At 62.2% G+C, this 18,893-nt stretch carries 14 protein-coding genes and 1 pseudogene; 3 read left to right on the forward strand and 12 right to left on the reverse strand.

Annotated features, from left to right (window positions below; genetic code table 11):
* Positions 1–21 precede the first annotated feature (21 nt).
* A complete protein-coding gene (galU, locus tag AC3D25_RS12330; protein WP_488888662.1) occupies positions 22–966 on the reverse strand; it encodes a UTP--glucose-1-phosphate uridylyltransferase GalU in 945 nt (314 codons plus the stop codon).
* Between the two features lie 256 nt (positions 967–1,222).
* Here galU and AC3D25_RS12335 point away from each other — a divergent pair, with 256 nt between their 5' ends.
* Both AC3D25_RS12335 and AC3D25_RS12340 read left to right on the forward strand, forming a co-directional pair.
* Entirely contained in the window at positions 1,223–2,269 is a 1,047-nt protein-coding gene (locus tag AC3D25_RS12335; RefSeq protein ID WP_488888663.1) for a GlxA family transcriptional regulator, read from the forward strand.
* Positions 2,266–2,862 (forward strand): phosphatase PAP2 family protein, encoded by a 597-nt coding sequence (locus tag AC3D25_RS12340; RefSeq protein WP_488888664.1) that lies wholly within the window; start codon positions 2,266–2,268, stop codon positions 2,860–2,862. Before AC3D25_RS12335 ends, AC3D25_RS12340 begins: the two co-directional genes overlap by 4 nt.
* A 6-nt stretch (positions 2,863–2,868) precedes the next feature.
* Here the strand turns inward: AC3D25_RS12340 and AC3D25_RS12345 are convergent, their stop codons facing one another.
* On the reverse strand, positions 2,869–3,780 hold the full coding sequence (locus AC3D25_RS12345) for a LysR family transcriptional regulator (RefSeq protein WP_488888665.1): 912 nt from the start codon (positions 3,778–3,780) through the stop codon (positions 2,869–2,871).
* 127 nt (positions 3,781–3,907) lie between these two features.
* Positions 3,908–4,975, reverse strand: coding sequence for a glycosyltransferase family 9 protein (locus AC3D25_RS12350; protein ID WP_488888666.1), 1,068 nt, complete (start codon positions 4,973–4,975; stop codon positions 3,908–3,910).
* A gap of 751 nt (positions 4,976–5,726) precedes the next feature.
* Between AC3D25_RS12350 and AC3D25_RS12355 the strand changes: the two genes are divergently transcribed.
* A complete protein-coding gene (locus tag AC3D25_RS12355) occupies positions 5,727–7,082 on the forward strand; it encodes a hypothetical protein (protein WP_488888667.1) in 1,356 nt (451 codons plus the stop codon).
* Here the strand turns inward: AC3D25_RS12355 and AC3D25_RS12360 are convergent.
* The 9 genes and pseudogenes from AC3D25_RS12360 to AC3D25_RS12400 form a co-directional block, all read right to left on the reverse strand.
* A complete protein-coding gene (locus tag AC3D25_RS12360) occupies positions 7,072–8,313 on the reverse strand; it encodes a hypothetical protein (protein ID WP_488888668.1) in 1,242 nt (413 codons plus the stop codon). The genes AC3D25_RS12355 and AC3D25_RS12360 overlap by 11 nt on opposite strands.
* 1,007 nt (positions 8,314–9,320) lie before the next feature.
* Positions 9,321–11,216, reverse strand: a complete 1,896-nt coding sequence (locus AC3D25_RS12365) for a polysaccharide biosynthesis protein (protein ID WP_488888669.1) — start codon at positions 11,214–11,216, stop codon at positions 9,321–9,323.
* The gene (locus tag AC3D25_RS12370) at positions 11,213–12,253 is read right to left on the reverse strand and encodes an MraY family glycosyltransferase (RefSeq protein ID WP_488888670.1); all 1,041 of its coding nucleotides are present in this window, start codon (positions 12,251–12,253) and stop codon (positions 11,213–11,215) included. Before AC3D25_RS12370 ends, AC3D25_RS12365 begins: the two co-directional genes overlap by 4 nt.
* Positions 12,254–12,275: 22 nt before the next feature.
* Positions 12,276–13,271: an NAD-dependent epimerase/dehydratase family protein gene (locus AC3D25_RS12375; RefSeq protein WP_488888671.1), complete on the reverse strand. Its 996-nt coding sequence runs from the start codon at positions 13,269–13,271 to the stop codon at positions 12,276–12,278.
* Positions 13,268–14,110, reverse strand: a complete 843-nt coding sequence (locus AC3D25_RS12380; RefSeq protein WP_488888672.1) for a glycosyltransferase family 2 protein — start codon at positions 14,108–14,110, stop codon at positions 13,268–13,270. Before AC3D25_RS12380 ends, AC3D25_RS12375 begins: the two co-directional genes overlap by 4 nt.
* Before the next feature lie 441 nt (positions 14,111–14,551).
* Positions 14,552–15,109: pseudogene (gmhB, locus tag AC3D25_RS12385) on the reverse strand (D-glycero-beta-D-manno-heptose 1,7-bisphosphate 7-phosphatase); the annotation flags it as partial.
* Complete coding sequence (locus AC3D25_RS12390) at positions 15,100–15,813, reverse strand: nucleotidyltransferase family protein (RefSeq protein WP_488888673.1); 714 nt, start codon at positions 15,811–15,813, stop codon at positions 15,100–15,102. The gene AC3D25_RS12390 and the pseudogene gmhB, both read right to left, overlap by 10 nt.
* A 91-nt stretch (positions 15,814–15,904) precedes the next feature.
* Positions 15,905–16,951, reverse strand: a complete 1,047-nt coding sequence (locus AC3D25_RS12395) for a GHMP family kinase ATP-binding protein (RefSeq protein ID WP_488888674.1) — start codon at positions 16,949–16,951, stop codon at positions 15,905–15,907.
* A 618-nt stretch (positions 16,952–17,569) separates the two neighbouring features.
* Entirely contained in the window at positions 17,570–18,727 is a 1,158-nt protein-coding gene (locus tag AC3D25_RS12400) for a class I SAM-dependent methyltransferase (protein WP_488888675.1), read from the reverse strand.
* Positions 18,728–18,893 lie beyond the last annotated feature (166 nt).

Raw genomic sequence — 18,893 nt, forward strand, 5'->3', positions numbered from 1 at the left:
AAGCCGGCTAGACCTCCTCCATCAAGCAGCCAGATCCGTCAATTCCGCATCCTCGTCCGTAACAGCTACTTCGCTTTTCACCTTCGCTTCATTCTTAGCCGCGAAAAACTCCCGCAGATAAGCCTCGAACTGCACGCTCACTTCCGGGTGACGCAGCGCGAACTCAACCGTCGCCTTCAGATACCCGAGCTTGCTGCCGCAATCGAAGCGCTTGCCGTCGTAGCGATACGCGAGCACCTGCTCATGCGCGATCAGCGACTGGATCGCATCGGTCAGCTGAATCTCCCCGCCCGCGCCCGGCTTCTGGCGGCGCAGATGTTCGAAGATGCGCGGCATCAGCACGTAACGGCCGACCACGCCGAGATTCGACGGCGCCAACGCCGGTTCCGGCTTCTCCACCATGCGCGACATCTTGTAGAGACGGTCGTCCCACGGCTTGCCGTCGATCACGCCATACGAGCGCGAATCGTCCGGATCGATCTCCTCGACGCCCACCACGGACGAATGGTAATGATCGAACACGTCGATCATCTGCGAGAGCACGGGCGGCACGCCGTCCAGCAGGTCGTCGGCGAGCATCACGGCAAACGGCTCGTTGCCGATCAGCTTTTCCGCGCACAGCACCGCGTGGCCGAGACCGAGCGGCTCGGCCTGACGCACGTAGAAACAATCGACATGGCTCGGCTTGATGCTGCGCACCAGGTCGAGCAACTGCTGTTTGCCGCGCGCCTGCAGTTCGGCCTCGATCTCATAGGATTTGTCGAAATGGTCCTCGATCGCACGCTTGCCGCGCCCGGTCACGAAGATCATTTCCGTGATACCGGCCGCCACCGCCTCTTCCACGGCGTGCTGGATCAGCGGTTTATCGACGATGGGCAGCATTTCCTTCGGGCTCGCCTTGGTGGCGGGGAGAAAGCGCGTACCGAGCCCCGCGACCGGGAAAACCGCCTTGCGTACCTTGAGCATATGCTCGCCTCTTTTATTTAGGGTTGGTGTTCGGGGCCGCATCGAAACGGCACGTCAAAAGCGCGCTACACAAGCCCGCGCGCCGCGCGTCATTCGTCCGACTAGGGAAAACCCAGCTTATTACTCGAATATCGAAACCATCTGCCAACATCTCGTGCTTTTCCGACTACCCGGACGATGTGTTGCATGCGCCGCGTATAGTGCGACGCATAAGAGATGGCTTCCCGCTACACGTTATCGGACACGGAGACTGTTGATGGGATATGCGAACAGCATGGGACGGCTTCAGGTCGTCCGTTCGGAATCGGACGCGCCGCCGCCCGCGATGGCGCGCCGCATCGGGATACTTATTTTCGAAGGCTTTTCGCTGGTCGAAGTCAGTTCCATCTCGGAAGTCTTCTCGCTGGCCAACGAACTTCACGAGTCGCGAGGAGACGCCGCGCCCCACGAACCCACTGGCTCGGAGCCGAACTACGCGCTGATGTTCGTGTCGAGCGAAGGCGGCAGCGTGGCGAGCAGCTGCTCCATGCGCATCTGGGCGGAAAGCCTCGAATCGCGCTGGATGAACGACTGCGACGCGCTTTTTATCGCCGGTGGCGTCGGCGCGCAGCAGGCGCGGCACGATGTCGTCCTGCGCCGCCGTCTCGCCCGCGTCGCGCCAAAAATACCGTTCGTGAAGGCGATCGGCGAAGGCTCGCAGATTCTCGACGCCGCAAATCTCTCGCTCCATAACCGCTCGCTCGACTTCGCCGAGGATTCCGCCGCGGCGTCCGCGCTCGCGAACTCGCTCGTGATCGCGGAACAGACGCTCACGCTCGACGACCCGAAAGGCCCGATCGCGGCGGCGCTTTCGATCATCAAGCGCGACCACGGCGCGGGCGTCGCGCGCGAAGTGTCGGAGCGTTCGATTCCGGGCGCGTGGCCGAAGCTCGCCACTGTCCTCGACGACACCGACACCGGCGGCGTGCGTCAGAAAATCGACGCAGCGGCGCGCTGGATGCGCGAAAACTACATCCGCCCTATTTCCATCGCCGACGCCGCGCGTGTCGCCGCAATGAGCGAGCGCAATTTCCTGCGCCGCTTCAAGGCGCAGATCGGCCTCACGCCGTCCGAATATCTGCTGCGCGCGCGGCTCGACGCAAGCTGCATGCTGCTCGCGGCAACCGATCTCCCCGTCGATAAAATCGCGCGGCGTTGCGGCGCGGGCAGCGGCGACGGTCTCGCGAAAATCTTCCGCAAACGCCTGTCGATCTCGCCGACGGAATACCGGCTGGCGGGCCGGCGCAAGCTGGAAGAAGAATGACGGACTTCGGCTGGGCGGCGGTCGGCTGGATCACGAATCTCGGCGATGCCGCGCTGTTGCTGCCCCTCGCGCTCGCCTGCGCGATGTGGCTGCACGCCGCCGACCGCCGCGAATCGCTGCGCTGGCTGGCCGTACTGGCGGTCGGCATGACGCTCGTCGGCGCGAGCAAGATTCTTTATGCGGGATGCGGCGTCGAAATTCCTTCGGTGCAATTTCGCGTGATCTCCGGCCACACGATGCTCGCCGCCGCCGTCTGGACCGTGGCGATCGCGCTGGTCGCGGGGAGCGCGAGAGCGCGCTGGCATCGCGCGGGCGCGGTGGCCGGACTCCTCCTTGCAGCGACGATCGGTGTCGGCCGGGTAGTGGAAGACGCGCACACGCCGATCGAAGTGGTGGTGGGATGGTTGCTTGGCGGCGGGATCGCGCTTCTGTTCCTGCGGCGCTTTTTCAGCCAGCCGCGCCGGATGCCGCGATCGGTGCTCGCGGGCCTCGGACTGCTCGCCGTTTCATCCATCGCCTACGGGCATCACGCGCCGTTCCAGCGCATGATCGTTCACTACTCGCCGTGGCTGTGCAGCAATCTGCCCTTCTGATTTAATTCACGCAGTCTGCAACGCCGGCAAGCGCGCGTAGAGATCGGCCACCCAGTCGATAAAAACCCGCACGCGGCGCGGCTGATGCCGGTTCGCCGCATACAGGATCGACACCACGCGCGGATACGACGGATACGACTTCAGCACCTCGCGCAATGCGCCGCTCGCCAGGTGCTTTTCGAGTGTGTAGCTCGAACCCTGAATCAAACCGAGGCCGAGCAGGCCACACTCGAAATACGAATCCGCGTCGTTCACGGCGATGTGATTACGCATCGGCACCGTGCGCGTCTCGCCGTCCGAGACGAATTCCCAGTTGCGCACGCGACCCGAATTGTTCATCACGTAGCCGACCGAAACGTGATGTTCGAGATCTTCCAGCGTGATCGGCTCACCGTATTTTTCGATATACGACGGCGACGCGCAGGTGATCTGCGAATAGCAGCCGATCCGCTTCGCCACCAACCCGAGATCGCCCACCTCGCCCACGCGAATCACGCAGTCGAGCCCTTCTTCGACGATATCCACCTGGCGGTCGCTCAGGTGAAACTCCACGGTGATGTCGGGGAAATCGGCCAGAAACGCGGGAATCGCGGGAATCACGGTGCTTTTCGCCATCAGCGCGGGCAGGCTCACGCGAATCTTGCCCTTCGGACTCGTCCGCGACTGCGACAGCGCCGACTCCATGTCGTCCACTTCGCCGAGTACGCGCACGCAGCGCTCGTAATAGGTCTCGCCGTCTTCCGTGATGCTGATGCTGCGCGTCGTGCGGTTCAGAAGCCGCGCCCCGAGATGCGCTTCGAGCGCCTGCACGGTGCGCGACACGCTCGCCGGCGGCAGGCGCAGCGCGTCGGCGGCTCTGGAGAAACTACCCGACTCGACGACGCGCGCGAAGATTTTCATCGCAAGGAAGCGGTCCATGCTCGTTTTTCCGGTCGGCTCGCGGGAGGCGCGAAAGGCGCGCTGCGTGCGAGCGTTGAGTAGAGAGAACGAGATAGTACGACGGTTCCGGCGGATCGCGAAGACACCGGCGACGCGGTTGGTCAGCTTAGATAGCCAGCCGCAGGTTCGCGATATCCAGTTCGCCGAACGCACGTTCGACGCGTTCGATATCCGCGCGCCGCGCGCTCGCCTGAATGCCCTGCATCCCGGGCAACGCGAGCGTCACCGCCTCGCACGCCGGATAGTCGCGCACGCGCAGGGCGGCCGCGATGGTCGTGAAGAACGCGGTGGTCGGCACATCGAATCCGGCCGCGATATGCACCGCCGCCGAGTCGCCGCTCACCACGTGGCGAGCGCGCGCCACCCAGCCGAGGAACGCGGCGGTATCGGCGGAATGCGGCGCGATATCGGTGTAGCGCGGGTGATCGACGGGACCGAAGCCGGCGACCGGCAGCCCGCTCGTCTGCCACATGCGCTCCACCAGCGCCGCGCGGAAGCGCTTGGGGATGCTGCGCACCGGCGTGCTCGCGGACGGACACAGCAGCGCGTACTCGCCGCCTTGCCACGGATTCGCCGGGCGTTCGAGGCTCGCGAGCCACGCGTTGCGCTTGTCGCCCGGCGGCACGCTTTCCGGCGTCACGCCGAGCGCCCACAGAAAAAAATCGATCATCGGCAGCGTGGCGAAGCGCGGCCAGAACAGGTGATTGCCGAGATCGATGGCGAGCGCATCGGCGGGCAGTGCGCGAGCGGGAAACGGCAAGCCGCGTAGTTCGACGAATGCGTTCGAACTGGCCGCCGCGAGTTCATACAGATGCTGCACATAACGCGGCGCGCGCGCCGGCCGATACAACGTGAAGCGGAGTTGCGGATAACGCCTGAGGATCGCGAACAACGCGGTGAGGCCGATGATCGAATCGCCGAGCGTGACGCCCATGCCGTTCACGATATGCACTTCGCCATGCGCGGCATAGTCCGGATCGAACGTGGCGACATTGGCGTTGCGGATATCCGCGAGCGCCGAAAGCGGCCGGAATCCCGTGGCGGGTGCGTCGGTCACTTCAAGATCGTAGGACGCGACCATGTCGCCCGCCGGGGACAGCAGCGAGCCGGCGTGAGTCAGCGCGGATGCCTCGTCGAGGTAGTCCGCCGAAAGCGCGCTATCGGGTTTCGTCATGACGGCATTTTACCCGAGCGGGATTTTTTTATCGGCGACGCGAATAAAAACCGCAAACGATTGCGCTATTAAAATGCGTATCGCTTAATCCTGTGCGCGAAACCTCACGCATAAAATCATTTAGTCATTCCAATTAACCACTCGATAGCCAACGACCGCCAAAATACCCGAACTTTACGCCGCCCGGTCGAATTTACTATTTTCGATGGCGAAGAACGCCTAAGCTGCGGCTGTAAATTGACGTGACTGGACGGGTGTAGCCACGAGTTCCCCCGTACCGGTTCGCGCAATGGCTTCGAACCGCACGCGCCTTGAGCGCCGGCGTTTGCGGCCGACCAGTCTTCGGGGCTTCACCGTAGTTCATCCGCGTGGCGTGTAAGGCGTTTAGTCGCTTTCGCACATGACGCGGCGTTTTGTCATTCCCTTTCGTTGTTCGCTTCGGTTGTTCGCTTCGGCTGCGCCGGGGCAAAGTTCCTCGCACGCGCATAAAGCCCGTGCGGATAACTCATTCAGTCAGAAACCTGGCAGCAGCTTCACTCGTATTTACCCGGAACTTTTGTATTTGCATGACCGAATTAAAGCAGGATGCGTTCGATTAATTTAATCGCGCGCCGACTTAATCCGTTCGAAAGCGCACACGCCGTTCATTCCAGAGGAATGAATCAAATCGACGCTGCCGGACTAAATCGACCAACCTAGAAATCTGGTGGGCATCAAGATGCGTTCTTTCCTTCCGCAACGGCTTCCCTCGATGACCAGTCTCATCAGTCTCGGCCTCGTGCTGAACCTGTTCCTGATGCGGCCGTCCGCGCTCGGCGAACAGTTCACCGCGCTCGGGATGGCGCTTGCGCTGCCGCTCACCGGACTGCACCTTTTCCACAGTTTCCGCACCAAGCGCTATTCGAACCAGCGCCTGCGCGGCGAAATGGCCGGGCTATTCGGGCTGCTCGCGATCTACTGGGTGTACATCGGACCCATCTCGATCTACTTCGAGCGGTCCGAACTGCTCTGGACGATGAAGGAATTCTTCACCACGCTCGTCGTGGTGCTGTGCTACGGCGTGTTCCTCATCGACGAACGCGCGAACCGGTTGTTCTTCCGCCAGTTCTGCACGGTGGTCGCGCTGCTCGGCCTGTCGAGCGTGATCACGGTCGCGCTGACCTCGCTGCTCGGCGGCCGCTTGCCGCTCTATCTCTTCACGGTCACGGTCAAGGGTTACTCGGAAGCCAACGTCGATCCGACAGCGACCACCGGCGCAATCTACTTCCCGTTCTCGATGCTGTATAGCGACTACGTGTCCGGCGCGGTCAAGCTCGACCGCTACTGTGCGTTCTTCCGCGAAGCGGGCATCTATCAGGCGGTCGCGTGTTTCTGTCTCGCCTACGAAGCGTTCACGCGCCGCTCGAAAATCATCATGTTCGGGTTGGTTGCCGGCACGATCTGCGCGTTCTCGTCGCTCGGCATCGCGCTGCTCGCGCTCACCATCGGCCTGATCTATTTGTTCACGCGCGCGCAGTTCAAGATCGGCCGCGCGCTCGTCACACTGGTGCTCGTGAGCCTTGTGTATCCGGTGGCGCTCTACACGCCGTACATCGGTCTCGAAGACAAGGCGGCCACGCATGGCACGTCGATCTCCGACCGCTCTGCGTCCATCTCGCGCGCCATCGACAACGCGATGATCAATCCGATCGGCTATGGCCTCTACACCGGCAAGGAGCAGAACGACGGCATTTGTCTGCTCGCGCAGCTCGGCATGATCGGCTTGTTCGGCTTCGTGTGCCAGGTGATGATCCTGTCCGCGTGGCGGCCGGGCACGAAGATCGACTGGCGGAAGATGGCCGCGTGTTCGCCGCTGCTCGTCACCGCGCTGATCTCGCAGCCGATCGCGGGCGCACCGGCAACCTACGTCATGCTGATGGCGTTCGTGCCTGCCGCCAGCCGCCGTCTCGCCGCGCGCCACGCGCCGGACTTCGTGGCCGCGAATCCGATCATGCCGGCCGCGCCCGCCGTCGCTGCCGCGGCTGCCGCTGCTGCCGTCGCTGCCACCGCCACGATGGCGATCGCGCCGATGCGCGACGCCACCCCGCTGGACGGCCTTACTTCCTGATCACATTCGTCGCGACGAGACTGTCTCGCGCGACGTTGAGCGGCGTGCCGCAGCCCGTCACGGTGTTGCCCTGCACGTTGCTCGCCGCGACCACCGTGATGCCTTCGCCGAAGCCCGCGACGTAGTTGCTGGCGATAACGGTATCGACGGTGCCGGGGTCCGGCAGCAGAATGCCTGACGTGCCGGCGCGCGGGCCCGCGCCCTGAATGTGGTTGCCGGAAATCACGGCGCGCGTTTTCTGCATGACGTCGTGGCTCACGCTCGGGTCCAGCCCGATCTCGATACCGTTGTTCGCGCCAAGCACCGTGACCGTGTTCGCGGTGACGGTCACCGCGCCGCTCGCGTCCTCGATATGCAGCGTACCGTTCGCACTCGCCGCGTTCGACGTAACCGTGTTGCCGGTGATCGCGATCTGCGTGACGTGCGCCACGTTCAGCGGCAGATCGAGCTGGAACGCGCGCGGCGTGATCGTATTGCCTTCGATCACCACGTCCGAGCAGAAAATGTGCGGCGTATTCACGCCGATGGTCGCATCGATACAGCTATTTCCCGCGATGTGAATATGCCGCGAAGGCCTGCCGAGCGGCTTCTTGCGCACGTTCGCGTCCATGCCTTGCTGGTTGTTCACCTGCACCCCGTAGCTGCATCGCTCGAACTGGTTGCTTTCGACAAAGAGGCCATCCAGTCCCGTGCCGAGAAACCACATCCCGAAGATGTTCGACTGCACACCGGATTTTTCCGTCGTGCGCGCGACCACGCGATTGCGGAAAAACCGCTGGTTCGATGCATCGTTGACGCTGTTCACGACGCCTTGCATTGTTTCGCGTCCGCGATTGGACAGGTCGAAGGTGACTTCGGTGACGAACGTGTCCGTGCCGCCCCAGTCGAACGCGTTGCTTGCCGACGCGCTATTCAGCACGATCAGCAGCACGGCGCCCTCGCCGATGGTCGCGACGCCGCGCGCGTCGATCCCGCCACTTAAGCGGAAGCGGCCGCCGCGCAGGAATACCGCGCGGCGGCGCAGCGTGCGGGCGCGTGCGTACATGGCGTTGAGCGCGGCGGTATCGTCGGCGATGCCGTCGCCTTTTGCGCCGTGCTGGAATGGCGTGATGAGATCGCGGGCATCGAGGAAATTTGCGTGAGAGAACGCCTCGGCGGCCTGGGTTTGGCGGAAGGCCGCCAGCGAGGCGAGCGCGATCGAATGAGCAAGGAAGGTACGGCGATCCGTCATGGCTTAGCGGTGGAGTTTGGGTGCGGTCAGCATGAACGGCGGACAGTTGTGGCGACTAGGCGGTAGGTCGCGTTGTCCTTTGGGTTTTGAAAAAAACCCGGGTTTTTTCTTGTACGTGGGTTTGGTTTGGTTTGGTTTGGCTGCTGGCGCCCCGGGGTTTGGTTTTTGCTGGCGCTTGTGGTTTTGTTTGCCGGCGCTTCTTGTGAACTCGCTTTCGTGTAGGTCTATTAGCTCGCCGCTATGCGCGGCAGCAGTCACTTTCTTTGGCTAGCTGCAAAGAAAGTAACCAAAGAAAGCAGCACGGGTTTCGGCGCCGTAGGGCGGCTCCAGGGTGGGTTACACCGTCTGATGTTCGGGCGCTTCTATGGAACTTGCTTTCGTGTAGGTCTATTAGCACGCCGCTGTGCGCGGCAGCAGTCACTTTCTTTGCTGCTGCAAAGAAAGTAACCAAAGAAAGCAGCTAGTCCGTCTAAGTGTCCACCACGAACCGTAACCGGGAGTGGCGCGCAAGCTGATCCGGCGGTCGCACCACACAACAGAGTGGAGCCGCTCATTCATCCCGACAGGCACAAAGTGCCTGTCGGAACGGCATAACCGAACAAACCAAACCGAACCGAACCGAACCAAACCAAACCGACCGAAGGTTGTGAGATATGCCCGACGTCCGAGCGCAGCGAGGATGGAACTGAGAGGCGCTGTGCCAATACCAACGAATGCGAGTTGCCATAGTCAGCCTGCGCGCCTATTCGCGCAGTTATTCGTGGTGGACACTTAGACGGATAAGCTGCTTTCTTTGGTTACTTTCTTTGCAGCAGCAAAGAAAGTGACTGCTGCCGCGCATAGCGGCGTGCTAATAGACCTACACGAAAGCAAGTTCATAAGAAGCACAGGCAAACAGAACCAAGCGCCAGCACACCAAAACCCAGGGCGAATTCCAGCGAGCGCGTCAGTGACCAAAGCAACACCCCAACCCGGGCGCCAGCAACCAAACCAAACCCCACCCAACCTCACCCCGCTTCCCGAGAATCGCGAATCTCCCGCGCAATGGGCACACTCTGCAAGACCGGCGCCGCGGTCGTCTGATACTCCGGCACCCACCGTCGCAAATCGCGCCGCACTTCCTCGTCAGACAGCACTCTGTGCTGCATCAGCCATGGCAGCAAATCATCGAGGAAATGATCCGGCACCTCGCGCGCGCGGGCAATCCGCAATTTCGGATGCGGCGTGCGCGTCGTGGTTTCGTCGTCGGCGAGCAGTTCCTCGTACAGCTTCTCGCCCGGCCGCAACCCCGTGAACACGATTCGGATGTGTTCTTCCGAGAACCCATAAAGCCGGATCAGGTCGCGCGCCAGATCGACGATCTTCACCGGCTTGCCCATGTCGAGAATAAAAATCTCGCCGCCCTGACCCATGCTCGACGCCTGCAACACAAGTTGCGCGGCCTCGGGGATCGTCATGAAAAAGCGCGTGATCTCCGGATGCGTGACCGTGACCGGTCCACCCTTCGCAATCTGCTGCTGGAATTTCGGGATCACGCTGCCCGCGCTGCCGAGCACGTTGCCGAAACGCACGGTCTCGAACTGCGTGCGCGGCGCGGATTGCTGGAGCGCCTGGCACGCCATCTCCGCGAGACGCTTGCTCGCGCCCATCACGTTGGTCGGGTTGACGGCTTTATCGGTGGAGATGAGCACGAAATGCCGCACGTCGTGGCGGATCGCGGCGCGCGCGACCCGCAACGTGCCGAGCACATTATTGCGCACCGCCTGCCACGCGTTCTGCTCCTCCATCAGCGGCACGTGCTTGTACGCGGCCGCGTGGAAAACAATGTGCGGCGTGTAGCGCGACATCGCCTGATCGAGCAGCAGCGAATCCTTCGCATCGCCGATCACCGGAATCACCGACAACTCCGGAAACTTCTCGTGCAGTTCCTCCGTCAGCCGATACATCGCGAATTCGCTGAGATCGTAGGCGAGCAACTGCGCGGGCGAAAACCGCAGGATCTGCCGACACAACTCCGAGCCGATCGACCCGCCCGCGCCCGTCACCATCACGACGCGGCCGTGCAGCAGTTTCTCGACGTGCGGCATATCGATCTTGACCGCCTCGCGGCCGAGCAAATCTTCCAGGTCGATCTGCCGCACGCGCGAGAGGAACGCCTGACCCTGCGTGAGCGGCGAAAGCGCGGGCAGCACCATCGCCTTGACGCCCGCGCGCACGCAGAGCGTGGCGACGCGCCGCTGCGCTTCGACCGACGCAGACGGAATCGCGATGATCGCGTAATCCGTCTTCAGTTCTTCGGCCCACAGCGGCAGTTCGCTCATTGCGCCGAGCACCTTGTGGCCGAGCACTTCGCGGCCCTGCTTGGCGGGATCGTCGTCGAGCAGGCCGACCAGACGCCATTCGCTCGACCGCGCCAGTTCGCGCGCGAGGCTCGCGCCCGCGCGGCCCGCGCCGAGCACGATCACAGGCTTACCCTGACCGACCAGCCCGCCGTACAGATAAAACTCCTTGGTCGCGCGGTACAACGCGCGCGCGCCGCCCATCGCGAGAAAGAGCAGCAGCGGCGCAACCATCAGCACGGAGCGCGGGATGACCGGCGTCGGCTGCGTCATCACCGCGCCGACCATCACGACCAGCGCGCCGCCGCCAACCGCCTTCGAAATGCGCATCAGGTCTGGCAGGCTCGCGAACACCCACATGCCGCGGTAAAGGCCGAGCACGCGAAAGAGGATGCCGTAGACCGGCACCACCCACATCAGCGCGATCAGGCCGCCGGTCCAGTAGATTTCAGGCACCGAGCCGTTGAAGCGGATTGCATAGGCGGCGAGCCAGGTGATGCCGACCGCGAAGAGATCGAATGCGAACGCGCCGGCCGATAGCCAGGATGCTTTAAAGCGATTCATGCGCGTGGACCTCCAGTGTGTTCCGAAAGACGGATTTCATGCCGCCGCCAGCGAATATCGACGAGCATTCCCGCCAGCACCACGACAACCGCCCAGCCTGCCACGGCCGTCCATTGACCGGCCGGCGTAAAACCCAGCGCACGATTGGCCAGCGCGATGCCCGCGAGCATCAGCGCGTACCAGACGAACGCCGTGCGAGCATGACCCATGCCAAGCCGCACCATGCGTTGATAATAATGCTCCCGATGCGCCTGCCAAAACTTTTCGCCGCGAATAAGACGCCGCAAGAGCGTGACCGACGCATCGCCGATAAAAGGCGCGAACGTCAGCGCCGGAAACCAGACCGGCCACGTGCCCTTCAGCCAGCCCCAATATCCGAGCGCGCCGGCGAGAAAACCGAGCGGGATCGAACCGGCGTCGCCTAAAAAAATGCGCGCCGGATGAAAATTGAACAGCAGGAAACCCGCCGCCGCGCCCACTACCGCCGCGCACGCCAAGCCGAGATCCAGTTGCGGCACGGGTCCGGTCAGCGCCGCCAGCGCGTACCCACCGAAGCCGAACAGCGCCATGCCGCCCGCGAGACCATCCGCGCCGTCCATGAAGTTGTACAGATTCACGAGCCACAGCATCAGGAAACCCACGGCGACCAGCGCCCACCACGGCACCGGCGCGGGATTCACCGCGATCAGCACCGCCACCGCGGCGAGATGCGCGCCGAAGCGCACGCGGGCGGGCAAGCCGCGCCGGTCGTCGATTTGCGAGACGGTCGCGAGAAACGCCGCGCCCAACGCGGCCATCCAGATCGACGGCGCGACCAGCCACATTGCGATGCAGCTCACCGGGACGATGCCCCAGCCGCCCACGCGCGGCGTCGGCCGGGTATGCAGCGAACGGTCGTTCGGTACATCCGTTGCAAGCCGCCACGCGAGGCCGCTTTTCAGCAGGACAGCGAGCACCGCCGCGCACGCGCCGAGCGCGAGCAACGCGACGCAAGCCGCCGACGCCCACGGCGCTTTGACGAATAAAGGGGACAACATCGGGTTCATCGGTTCTACCAGTTCAGTCAGGCAAGGTTTCAGCGCGCGGCGGGTACGTCGGGAGCGGCGTGCGATACCACGCGGCGGTCGCGGCCAGCCCTTCATTGAGCGTCGCGGGCGGCGTCCAGTCAAGGCGCTCGCGGATATGCGTCGAATCGACTCGCAGGCTGCCGGTCAGACGGTCGATCTGCGCGCTTTTACCCGTGATCCGCCCGGCGAGCTTCAACCAGCCGACCGGCACCGGCACGAGCCGCGCGCGTCGTCCGAGATGACGCCCGGCGAGCCGCGCGAGGCCAGCGACGCTCGGATCGTCGCCGTCCGTCACGTGAAAAATCTCGCCGGCCGCACGCGGGTTCGTCGCGCATTCGACCGTCGCGCTCGCCAGATTGCCGACGTAGCAGAGACTTCGGCGCGCCGTCACCGCGCCGATTGGCAGCGGCCAGCCTTTGGCGATTGCGTCGAAGAGACTCAGGAAATTCGCGCGCACGCCCGGCCCGTAGACGAGCGGCGTGCGGATCACGACGATCTCCAGCCCCGAGCGCGCGCCGAATTCCAGCAATTTCACCTCGGCCTCCGCCTTCGATACACCGTACGGATCCGGTGGCCGGCGCTCATCGCGCTCGGTGAGCGGCCGCCCGGAATCCGTTTCCGCGAGCGCTTTGATGCTGCTCATGAACACGAAACGCGGCACGCCCGCGCGATGCGCGGCTTCGGCCAACGCCAGCGTGCCGGCCACATTCGTCGCTCGGAAGGCGGCGAGCGGATCGGCGACGTCGTCGCGCATCACATGCACGCGCGCCGCGAGATGAATCACCGCCGACGCACCTTGCAGCGCGGCGGGCGCGACGAGGTCGAGCGAATCGATCAGAAGCGGCGTCACACCCGGCTCGCATTCGGCGCCCGCGCGCACCAGTCCGTTGACCGGCACGCCGCGCTCGATCAGCAACCGGCTCACCGCACGTCCGACAAACCCGTTTGCGCCGCTGACCACAATCCGTCCAACGCGTCCGTCGCTCATAACCACTTCCAGCCGAACCGGTTGAAAAACTTGAACGCCGACGCCGCGAACAACTTCACATGCGTGCTGCCCTTCTTCGCCGCGCCGCCGCCGTGATGCAGCACGCGCACCGACGGCACATACGCCACACGCGCGACTTCATGCGTCCGCAGGCTCAGGTCGTAGTCCTCGAAATAAAGGAAATAGCGCGGATCGAAGCCGTTCAGACGCTTCAGCACATCGGTCCGAAAAAGCATGAAGCAGCCGCTTACGATCGGCGGATCCCAGAGCACGTTGGTCTCGTCGATCACGTCGCGCATTTCATAGCGCGCGAGCCGCCGCGCAAAGAAGCGCCGCACGCTCGCCGGCAAAAAGCCGCGCGCGAACAGGTCGAACACGGCCGGAAAGCGCCGGCAAAGGAATTGTTGCCGGCCGTCCTCGCCGCCGATCCACGGCGTGAGCAGCCCGACTTGCGGGTTCGTATCGAGAAACCGGACGGCGTTCGCAAGCGCTTCGCGGTCGAGGTCGATATCCGGATTCAGGATCAGGTGAAAACGGCTGTGCGACTGCGCGATCGCCAGATTGTGGCCGCGCCCGTAACCGACATTGCCGTGTCCGGTGATAAAGCGCGTGGTCAGATTCGGACGCGCGAACGAAGCGAGTTCCGGCTCGATGAATTCGCCGCCGCCGTTATTCACGACGATGAGTTCCAGCAGTCCGGCGCGGTCGCTCGTGCATGCGTCGAGCGCCGCGAGCAGGCTCGAGAACGTCAGATCCAGTAAGCCGGGCTCGGGGTGATAAATCACGACCGAGACCGAAATTCCCGTGCGATCGCCGGTTTCGGCAGAAATTCGATTCATATCAGGGTACGAAAAGCGGTGCGATCCGGACCGGCTTCCCGCGCGAACAAGCCATTGACGCAACTCAGGCATTTCACAAACTGAAGTCTGTCCCCGTTCGCCACGGCGATCAACGCCCGTTGCCCACTGTTACGAATGCAACAAACCCTGCCCGCTCGCGGCTCGGGAGCGATGTATCCGGTCAAATGGCTTTCTCGGGTCGGAGAAACAGTTAGCGTCGCCATTTAAAAAGCGGGCTTCTCGTTATTGGAATGGATGTCGTTTTTCATCGGTGCCTTAAAAAGCACCGGAATTGTAATGGAAAGCAACTCGCCCATGCCGGTCATTACGGCACCGCGATTATCGGGCGACGCTGGAGTCGCAGGCGACACTGATTTTCCCGCGCTGACCCGGCGGGGAGGAAAAGGGAGAGATCGCCTGCATCGGCGATATCTCGCCCGTTTAGTACCAGTGAAGCGCTTCCATTGCCTCGACGAGACTCGTCACCGCAATGAAATCGCCCGCAACGCCGGGCGTTTTTGCATCGCCGATCAAAATGCGCGTCGGCACGCCCGCCGTGCGCGCGGCGTCGATATCGGTTGCGGAATCGCCGATCAGCACCGAGCGCGTCAAGTCCACCGGATACTCGCGCGCCGCCTGCAGCAGCATGCCCGGCGCGGGCTTGCGGCATTCGCATTCGCGCAAATATTCGCCCTGTCCCGCGCTCGGATGATGCGGGCAGTAGTAGACCTTCGTGATCGGCGCGCCTTCGGCTTCGAACTGGTCGAGCATCCAGCGAGTGAACGAATCGAACGTTTCTTCGCTGTAGTAACCGCGCGCGATGCCCGCCTGGTTCGTCACGACGAACACGTCGTAACCGGCCCGGCGCGCACGGCGCACGACTTCGAAGATGCCCGGCACGAACTCGCAGTCTTCCGCCCGGTGCAAATAGCCGATATCCACGTTGATCACGCCGTCGCGATCGAGGAAAAGCGCGGGAACGGCCGCGCTCATGCGTCTGAGAACATCGCGGGCACCGCCGTTTGCGACAGCGCGTAGTCCTCGGGCACGCCGATATCGATGAAATCGCTCACCGACGGCACCGCGTGAACCTGCAAATCGGCCAGATGCGCGTGCAGGAAATCCTGCTCGAACGAGTAGCGCTGCGGCAGCGCGTAACGCGCGAGCGCATCGCGACGCAACCAGTACACGCCCGCGTTGATATAACCCGGCCCGGTCTGCCCCTTCTCGCGGAATCCGACGACACGGCGCGCGGCGGTCGGCTCGTAATCCACCGCGCCGTAGCGGGCGGCGTCGTCGAGATGCGCGACCGCCATCGTCACGTCGGCCGCGCCTTCGCGACCGGCCGCGCTCAGCGCCGCGAGATCCAGCAGCGCCATCGTGTCGCCGTTGAGGACGAACGCTTCGTCGCCGGGAATCTGCGCGAACGCTTTCGCGATCGCCCCGCCAGTGCCGAGCGGTTCGTCTTCGATCACGTAGTGCAGGCGCATGGCGTTGAATGCATCGCCGAAATAACCGGCGATGGTTTCGCGTTTATAGCCGACCGACAGATAAACGTCCGCGACGCCCTGCTCTTCCAGACGCCGCAGCACCCACCAGAGAAACGGCTTGCCGGCGACTTCCGCCATCGGCTTGGGCAGATCGGGCACGACCGAGCGCAGGCGCGTGCCGAGACCGCCCGCCAGAACAATTGCTGGAATCATGCGATTGGACGATAGCTGGAGTCGACGAACTCGCGCACGATGCGAGCGGGCAAAGGAAGGCCATTCGCGGCCGGCGTCTTCACGGCGCCACTCATTGCGTTCTCCACGAATACGCGCCGTATTCCGTGAAATTGCACGTCATCACCTGACCGTTGAATTTCTCCAGCGCACGGATCACGTCCGGACGGCGCGTCGGATTCACGATGAACATCATGAAACCGCCGCCGCCCGCGCCCGACACCTTGCCGGCGCGCGCGCCCGCCTCGATGGCCGCGTCGTAAATCGCATCGATGGACGAATTGCTGATACTCGCCGCCATCTGCTTCTTGGACGTCCACGACTGCCGCATGGATTCCGCGAACTGCTCGAAATCGCCCTTGAGAATGGCTTCCTTCATGCGCGTCGCCTCCTGCTTCACGCGATGCAGCGCGTCGAGCGAGGTCGTATTGCCGCTGACGACGCTCGCGGTCTGTTCCTCGATGATCTTGGCCGATTCACGCGACACGCCGGTATAAAACAGCACCAGCGCCGATTCGAGTTCCGCCTTGTACGACTGCTTGATCCGCAGCGGATTGACGATCACGCGGTCGCCGTAGAACTCCATGAAATTGAAGCCGCCGAACGCCGCCGCGTACTGATCCTGCTTGCCGCCCGCGAAATTCAGATCGACGCGTTCGATGTCGTGTGCCAATTGCGCGATTTCGTATTCACCGAGCGGAATCTGCAGATACTCCACGAAAACGTTCACGAGCGCGACCACCATGGTCGACGATGAGCCGAGACCCGATCCCGGCGGCGCTTCCGAGTGAGTCGTGATGGTGAGCGAGAGTGCCTCGCCATTGTTGAAATCGCGAACGATCCGGTTGTAGACGCCAACGTGCAGTTCCAGCCCCTTCACCAAGTCCATGACCGGCCGCGAGCCGATTGTCCAGCGCACGGAGTTGTCGGCGGCGACGAGTTCCGTCTTGCCGTCGTCGCGCGGCTCGAGGGTCGCGTAGGCAAATTTGTCGATGGTTGCGTTGAGGACAAACCCGCCGAACTCGTCCGAATAGGGCGACACGTCAGTTCCGCCGCCCGCCAGTCCGAGCCGAAGCGGTGCGCGTGCACGAACGACACACGGGTTTTTTACGTTGGTCATACGTTTGAGCCTCCGTTGCAAAATCTGGGTGGGTGCTACCGGACGCCATGGCCGACTCGATTAACGGACCCTCGCGGTCATCGAGCCCGCGCCCGTCCTGGCCGATCGCCGATCGTGCATGCAACTTCATGCTCGCCAGTGCGGAGCGGACGTTTCGGCGTGGGTTGGCTAATCTTCGGATACGTACGCAGGAGGCCTGTCGACCTCTGCGATACATGCGTCGGGTAACTGGGACTCATCGCTGACCAGAAGGTCAATCGATAAAATTTTGGGGTGTTCGAGGCGCAGCCGGGCAGCAAAACACCCGATGTACGCTTCGGTCCATGTGTGGCATTCTCGAATTCATCAAGGGCCGGAACTGTGCGCTAGCGCTCACGAGTCAACAGGTCGGGAATTCGCAATGTTTGGGGTCGGGTATGACGGAGCGCCGGGGATTCGATGCGGGGAGAGTTCAGGGAGGCAATGCCCTACGTCAAAATCCGCTTTCCGAATAAAATAAAATATCCTTTCGGCAAATTCGGAAAGCGGATGATCGACGCCCCAATTGCTAGAGGATTGTGCTAAACGCGCGCCGCAAAAACCGACAAACCGCGTTTCGGTGTTCGCGCAATATTGTCATCAACCAATCTGCTCTGGCCGGACAAGCGGACCGTTGGTACGCGAACCAGTCTTCTTGAGCCAGATACTACCGCCTTTATTTTTTAGGCATAACGGCATTTTTGCGGCAAAAAAATCTGCGTGAAAATGCGTTAGGAATGTATTGAATAATACGATTTCGTAATCGCAATTGTTTTGCAAGAACGTTCTGAGCATGTATTGTTCATTCCACGCAATTCCTTGCTCAATCCAGGCTTTCGGATATTCGAACGGGTAAAAAACGTCGTGAATGTGAATATAGACGCCGTCCGCTACCGCCGGAAGCACTTCGAAGAAAAGATGGTTGACGTCGCTGCCCGTTTTTCCGACGTGCGTGGAATCGATGAAGAGGATATCGCCTGCTTCGAGCTGAGCGAAAATCTTCCGGTCCACCGTCTGCACTCGATCCGGTAGAACGGTAATGCGATCGGCGTCGCCGTCTTTCAAAAGAGAAAGCAGAAGCTGCGGATACGGCTCGACGAACGTGCAGTCCACCTCGCCGCCCAGCCACAAATCATTGGTGTCCAGCGTCATGCACGACGAATGTCCCGAACCAATCTCAATGACCCGCTTCGGCTTCAAATGCCGAAGCATCCCGTTAAGAAAGATCGCATCGGAACAACCGTATGCGGTGTTCTCGTATTGATAGCGCAAGCTATTGGTGCGCTGGTCGCCGAAAGGGAGATCCGGATAAAAGAGTGCGATTTTCTCAAGCAGCGCCAGTTGCTCGGATTCGCGCAAATTTATTTCCGGAAGAGTCCGCGGCCACGCGGAAAAAATACGATCCGCATCCCGGCGGATTTCTGTCTGCGATGGAACGGGCGAATAAAAATGCCCGTTTGGAACAAAAGGCGGACCATCACCATATTTCGAGAGTTTCGATTGGACTTCGTCTCGCTCGGACTGGAGGACGTCCCGGATAATCTTCAGTGCGTCTCGCTCCCGTGCGATGGCATCACGCTCGGAGGTCAGTGCATCGAAATTCGTCGCGAGGGAGTCGAGTCTCGCTGCGAACTCGTCTCGTTGGGCGCGCGCCTCTGAAATCAGTCGAGCGCTCTCGGCCCGCTCAGAAAGAACACGACGCCCAACCGGAGTGCGCCACGCTGCCGACCTTGCGACCCTTCCAAGTACATTACTCAAACGCCCTCCGGAGAATGATGTAATTTCGTACAAAAATTTTACACCATATACGCCAATCGCCGATTCAAAATGCCGACGCGATTATTTGGACACGCTTGTAAAATGAACGACCATTGTTTCCTGGTGAAAGACGTTCATACAGTTCAGGCAGCGGTTGACCGTTCCG

Source organism: Caballeronia sp. SL1002 (assembly GCF_057814995.1).

Coding starts and splice junctions, on each gene's coding strand:
- galU (WP_488888662.1), bottom strand. CDS start 966: ATGCTCAAGGTACGCAAGGCGGTTTTCCCGGTCGCGGGGCTCGGTACG.
- AC3D25_RS12335 (WP_488888663.1), top strand. CDS start 1,223: ATGGGATATGCGAACAGCATGGGACGGCTTCAGGTCGTCCGTTCGGAA.
- AC3D25_RS12340 (WP_488888664.1), top strand. CDS start 2,266: ATGACGGACTTCGGCTGGGCGGCGGTCGGCTGGATCACGAATCTCGGC.
- AC3D25_RS12345 (WP_488888665.1), bottom strand. CDS start 3,780: ATGGACCGCTTCCTTGCGATGAAAATCTTCGCGCGCGTCGTCGAGTCG.
- AC3D25_RS12350 (WP_488888666.1), bottom strand. CDS start 4,975: ATGACGAAACCCGATAGCGCGCTTTCGGCGGACTACCTCGACGAGGCA.
- AC3D25_RS12355 (WP_488888667.1), top strand. CDS start 5,727: ATGACCAGTCTCATCAGTCTCGGCCTCGTGCTGAACCTGTTCCTGATG.
- AC3D25_RS12360 (WP_488888668.1), bottom strand. CDS start 8,313: ATGACGGATCGCCGTACCTTCCTTGCTCATTCGATCGCGCTCGCCTCG.
- AC3D25_RS12365 (WP_488888669.1), bottom strand. CDS start 11,216: ATGAATCGCTTTAAAGCATCCTGGCTATCGGCCGGCGCGTTCGCATTC.
- AC3D25_RS12370 (WP_488888670.1), bottom strand. CDS start 12,253: ATGTTGTCCCCTTTATTCGTCAAAGCGCCGTGGGCGTCGGCGGCTTGC.
- AC3D25_RS12375 (WP_488888671.1), bottom strand. CDS start 13,271: ATGAGCGACGGACGCGTTGGACGGATTGTGGTCAGCGGCGCAAACGGG.
- AC3D25_RS12380 (WP_488888672.1), bottom strand. CDS start 14,110: ATGAATCGAATTTCTGCCGAAACCGGCGATCGCACGGGAATTTCGGTC.
- AC3D25_RS12390 (WP_488888673.1), bottom strand. CDS start 15,813: ATGATTCCAGCAATTGTTCTGGCGGGCGGTCTCGGCACGCGCCTGCGC.
- AC3D25_RS12395 (WP_488888674.1), bottom strand. CDS start 16,951: ATGACCAACGTAAAAAACCCGTGTGTCGTTCGTGCACGCGCACCGCTT.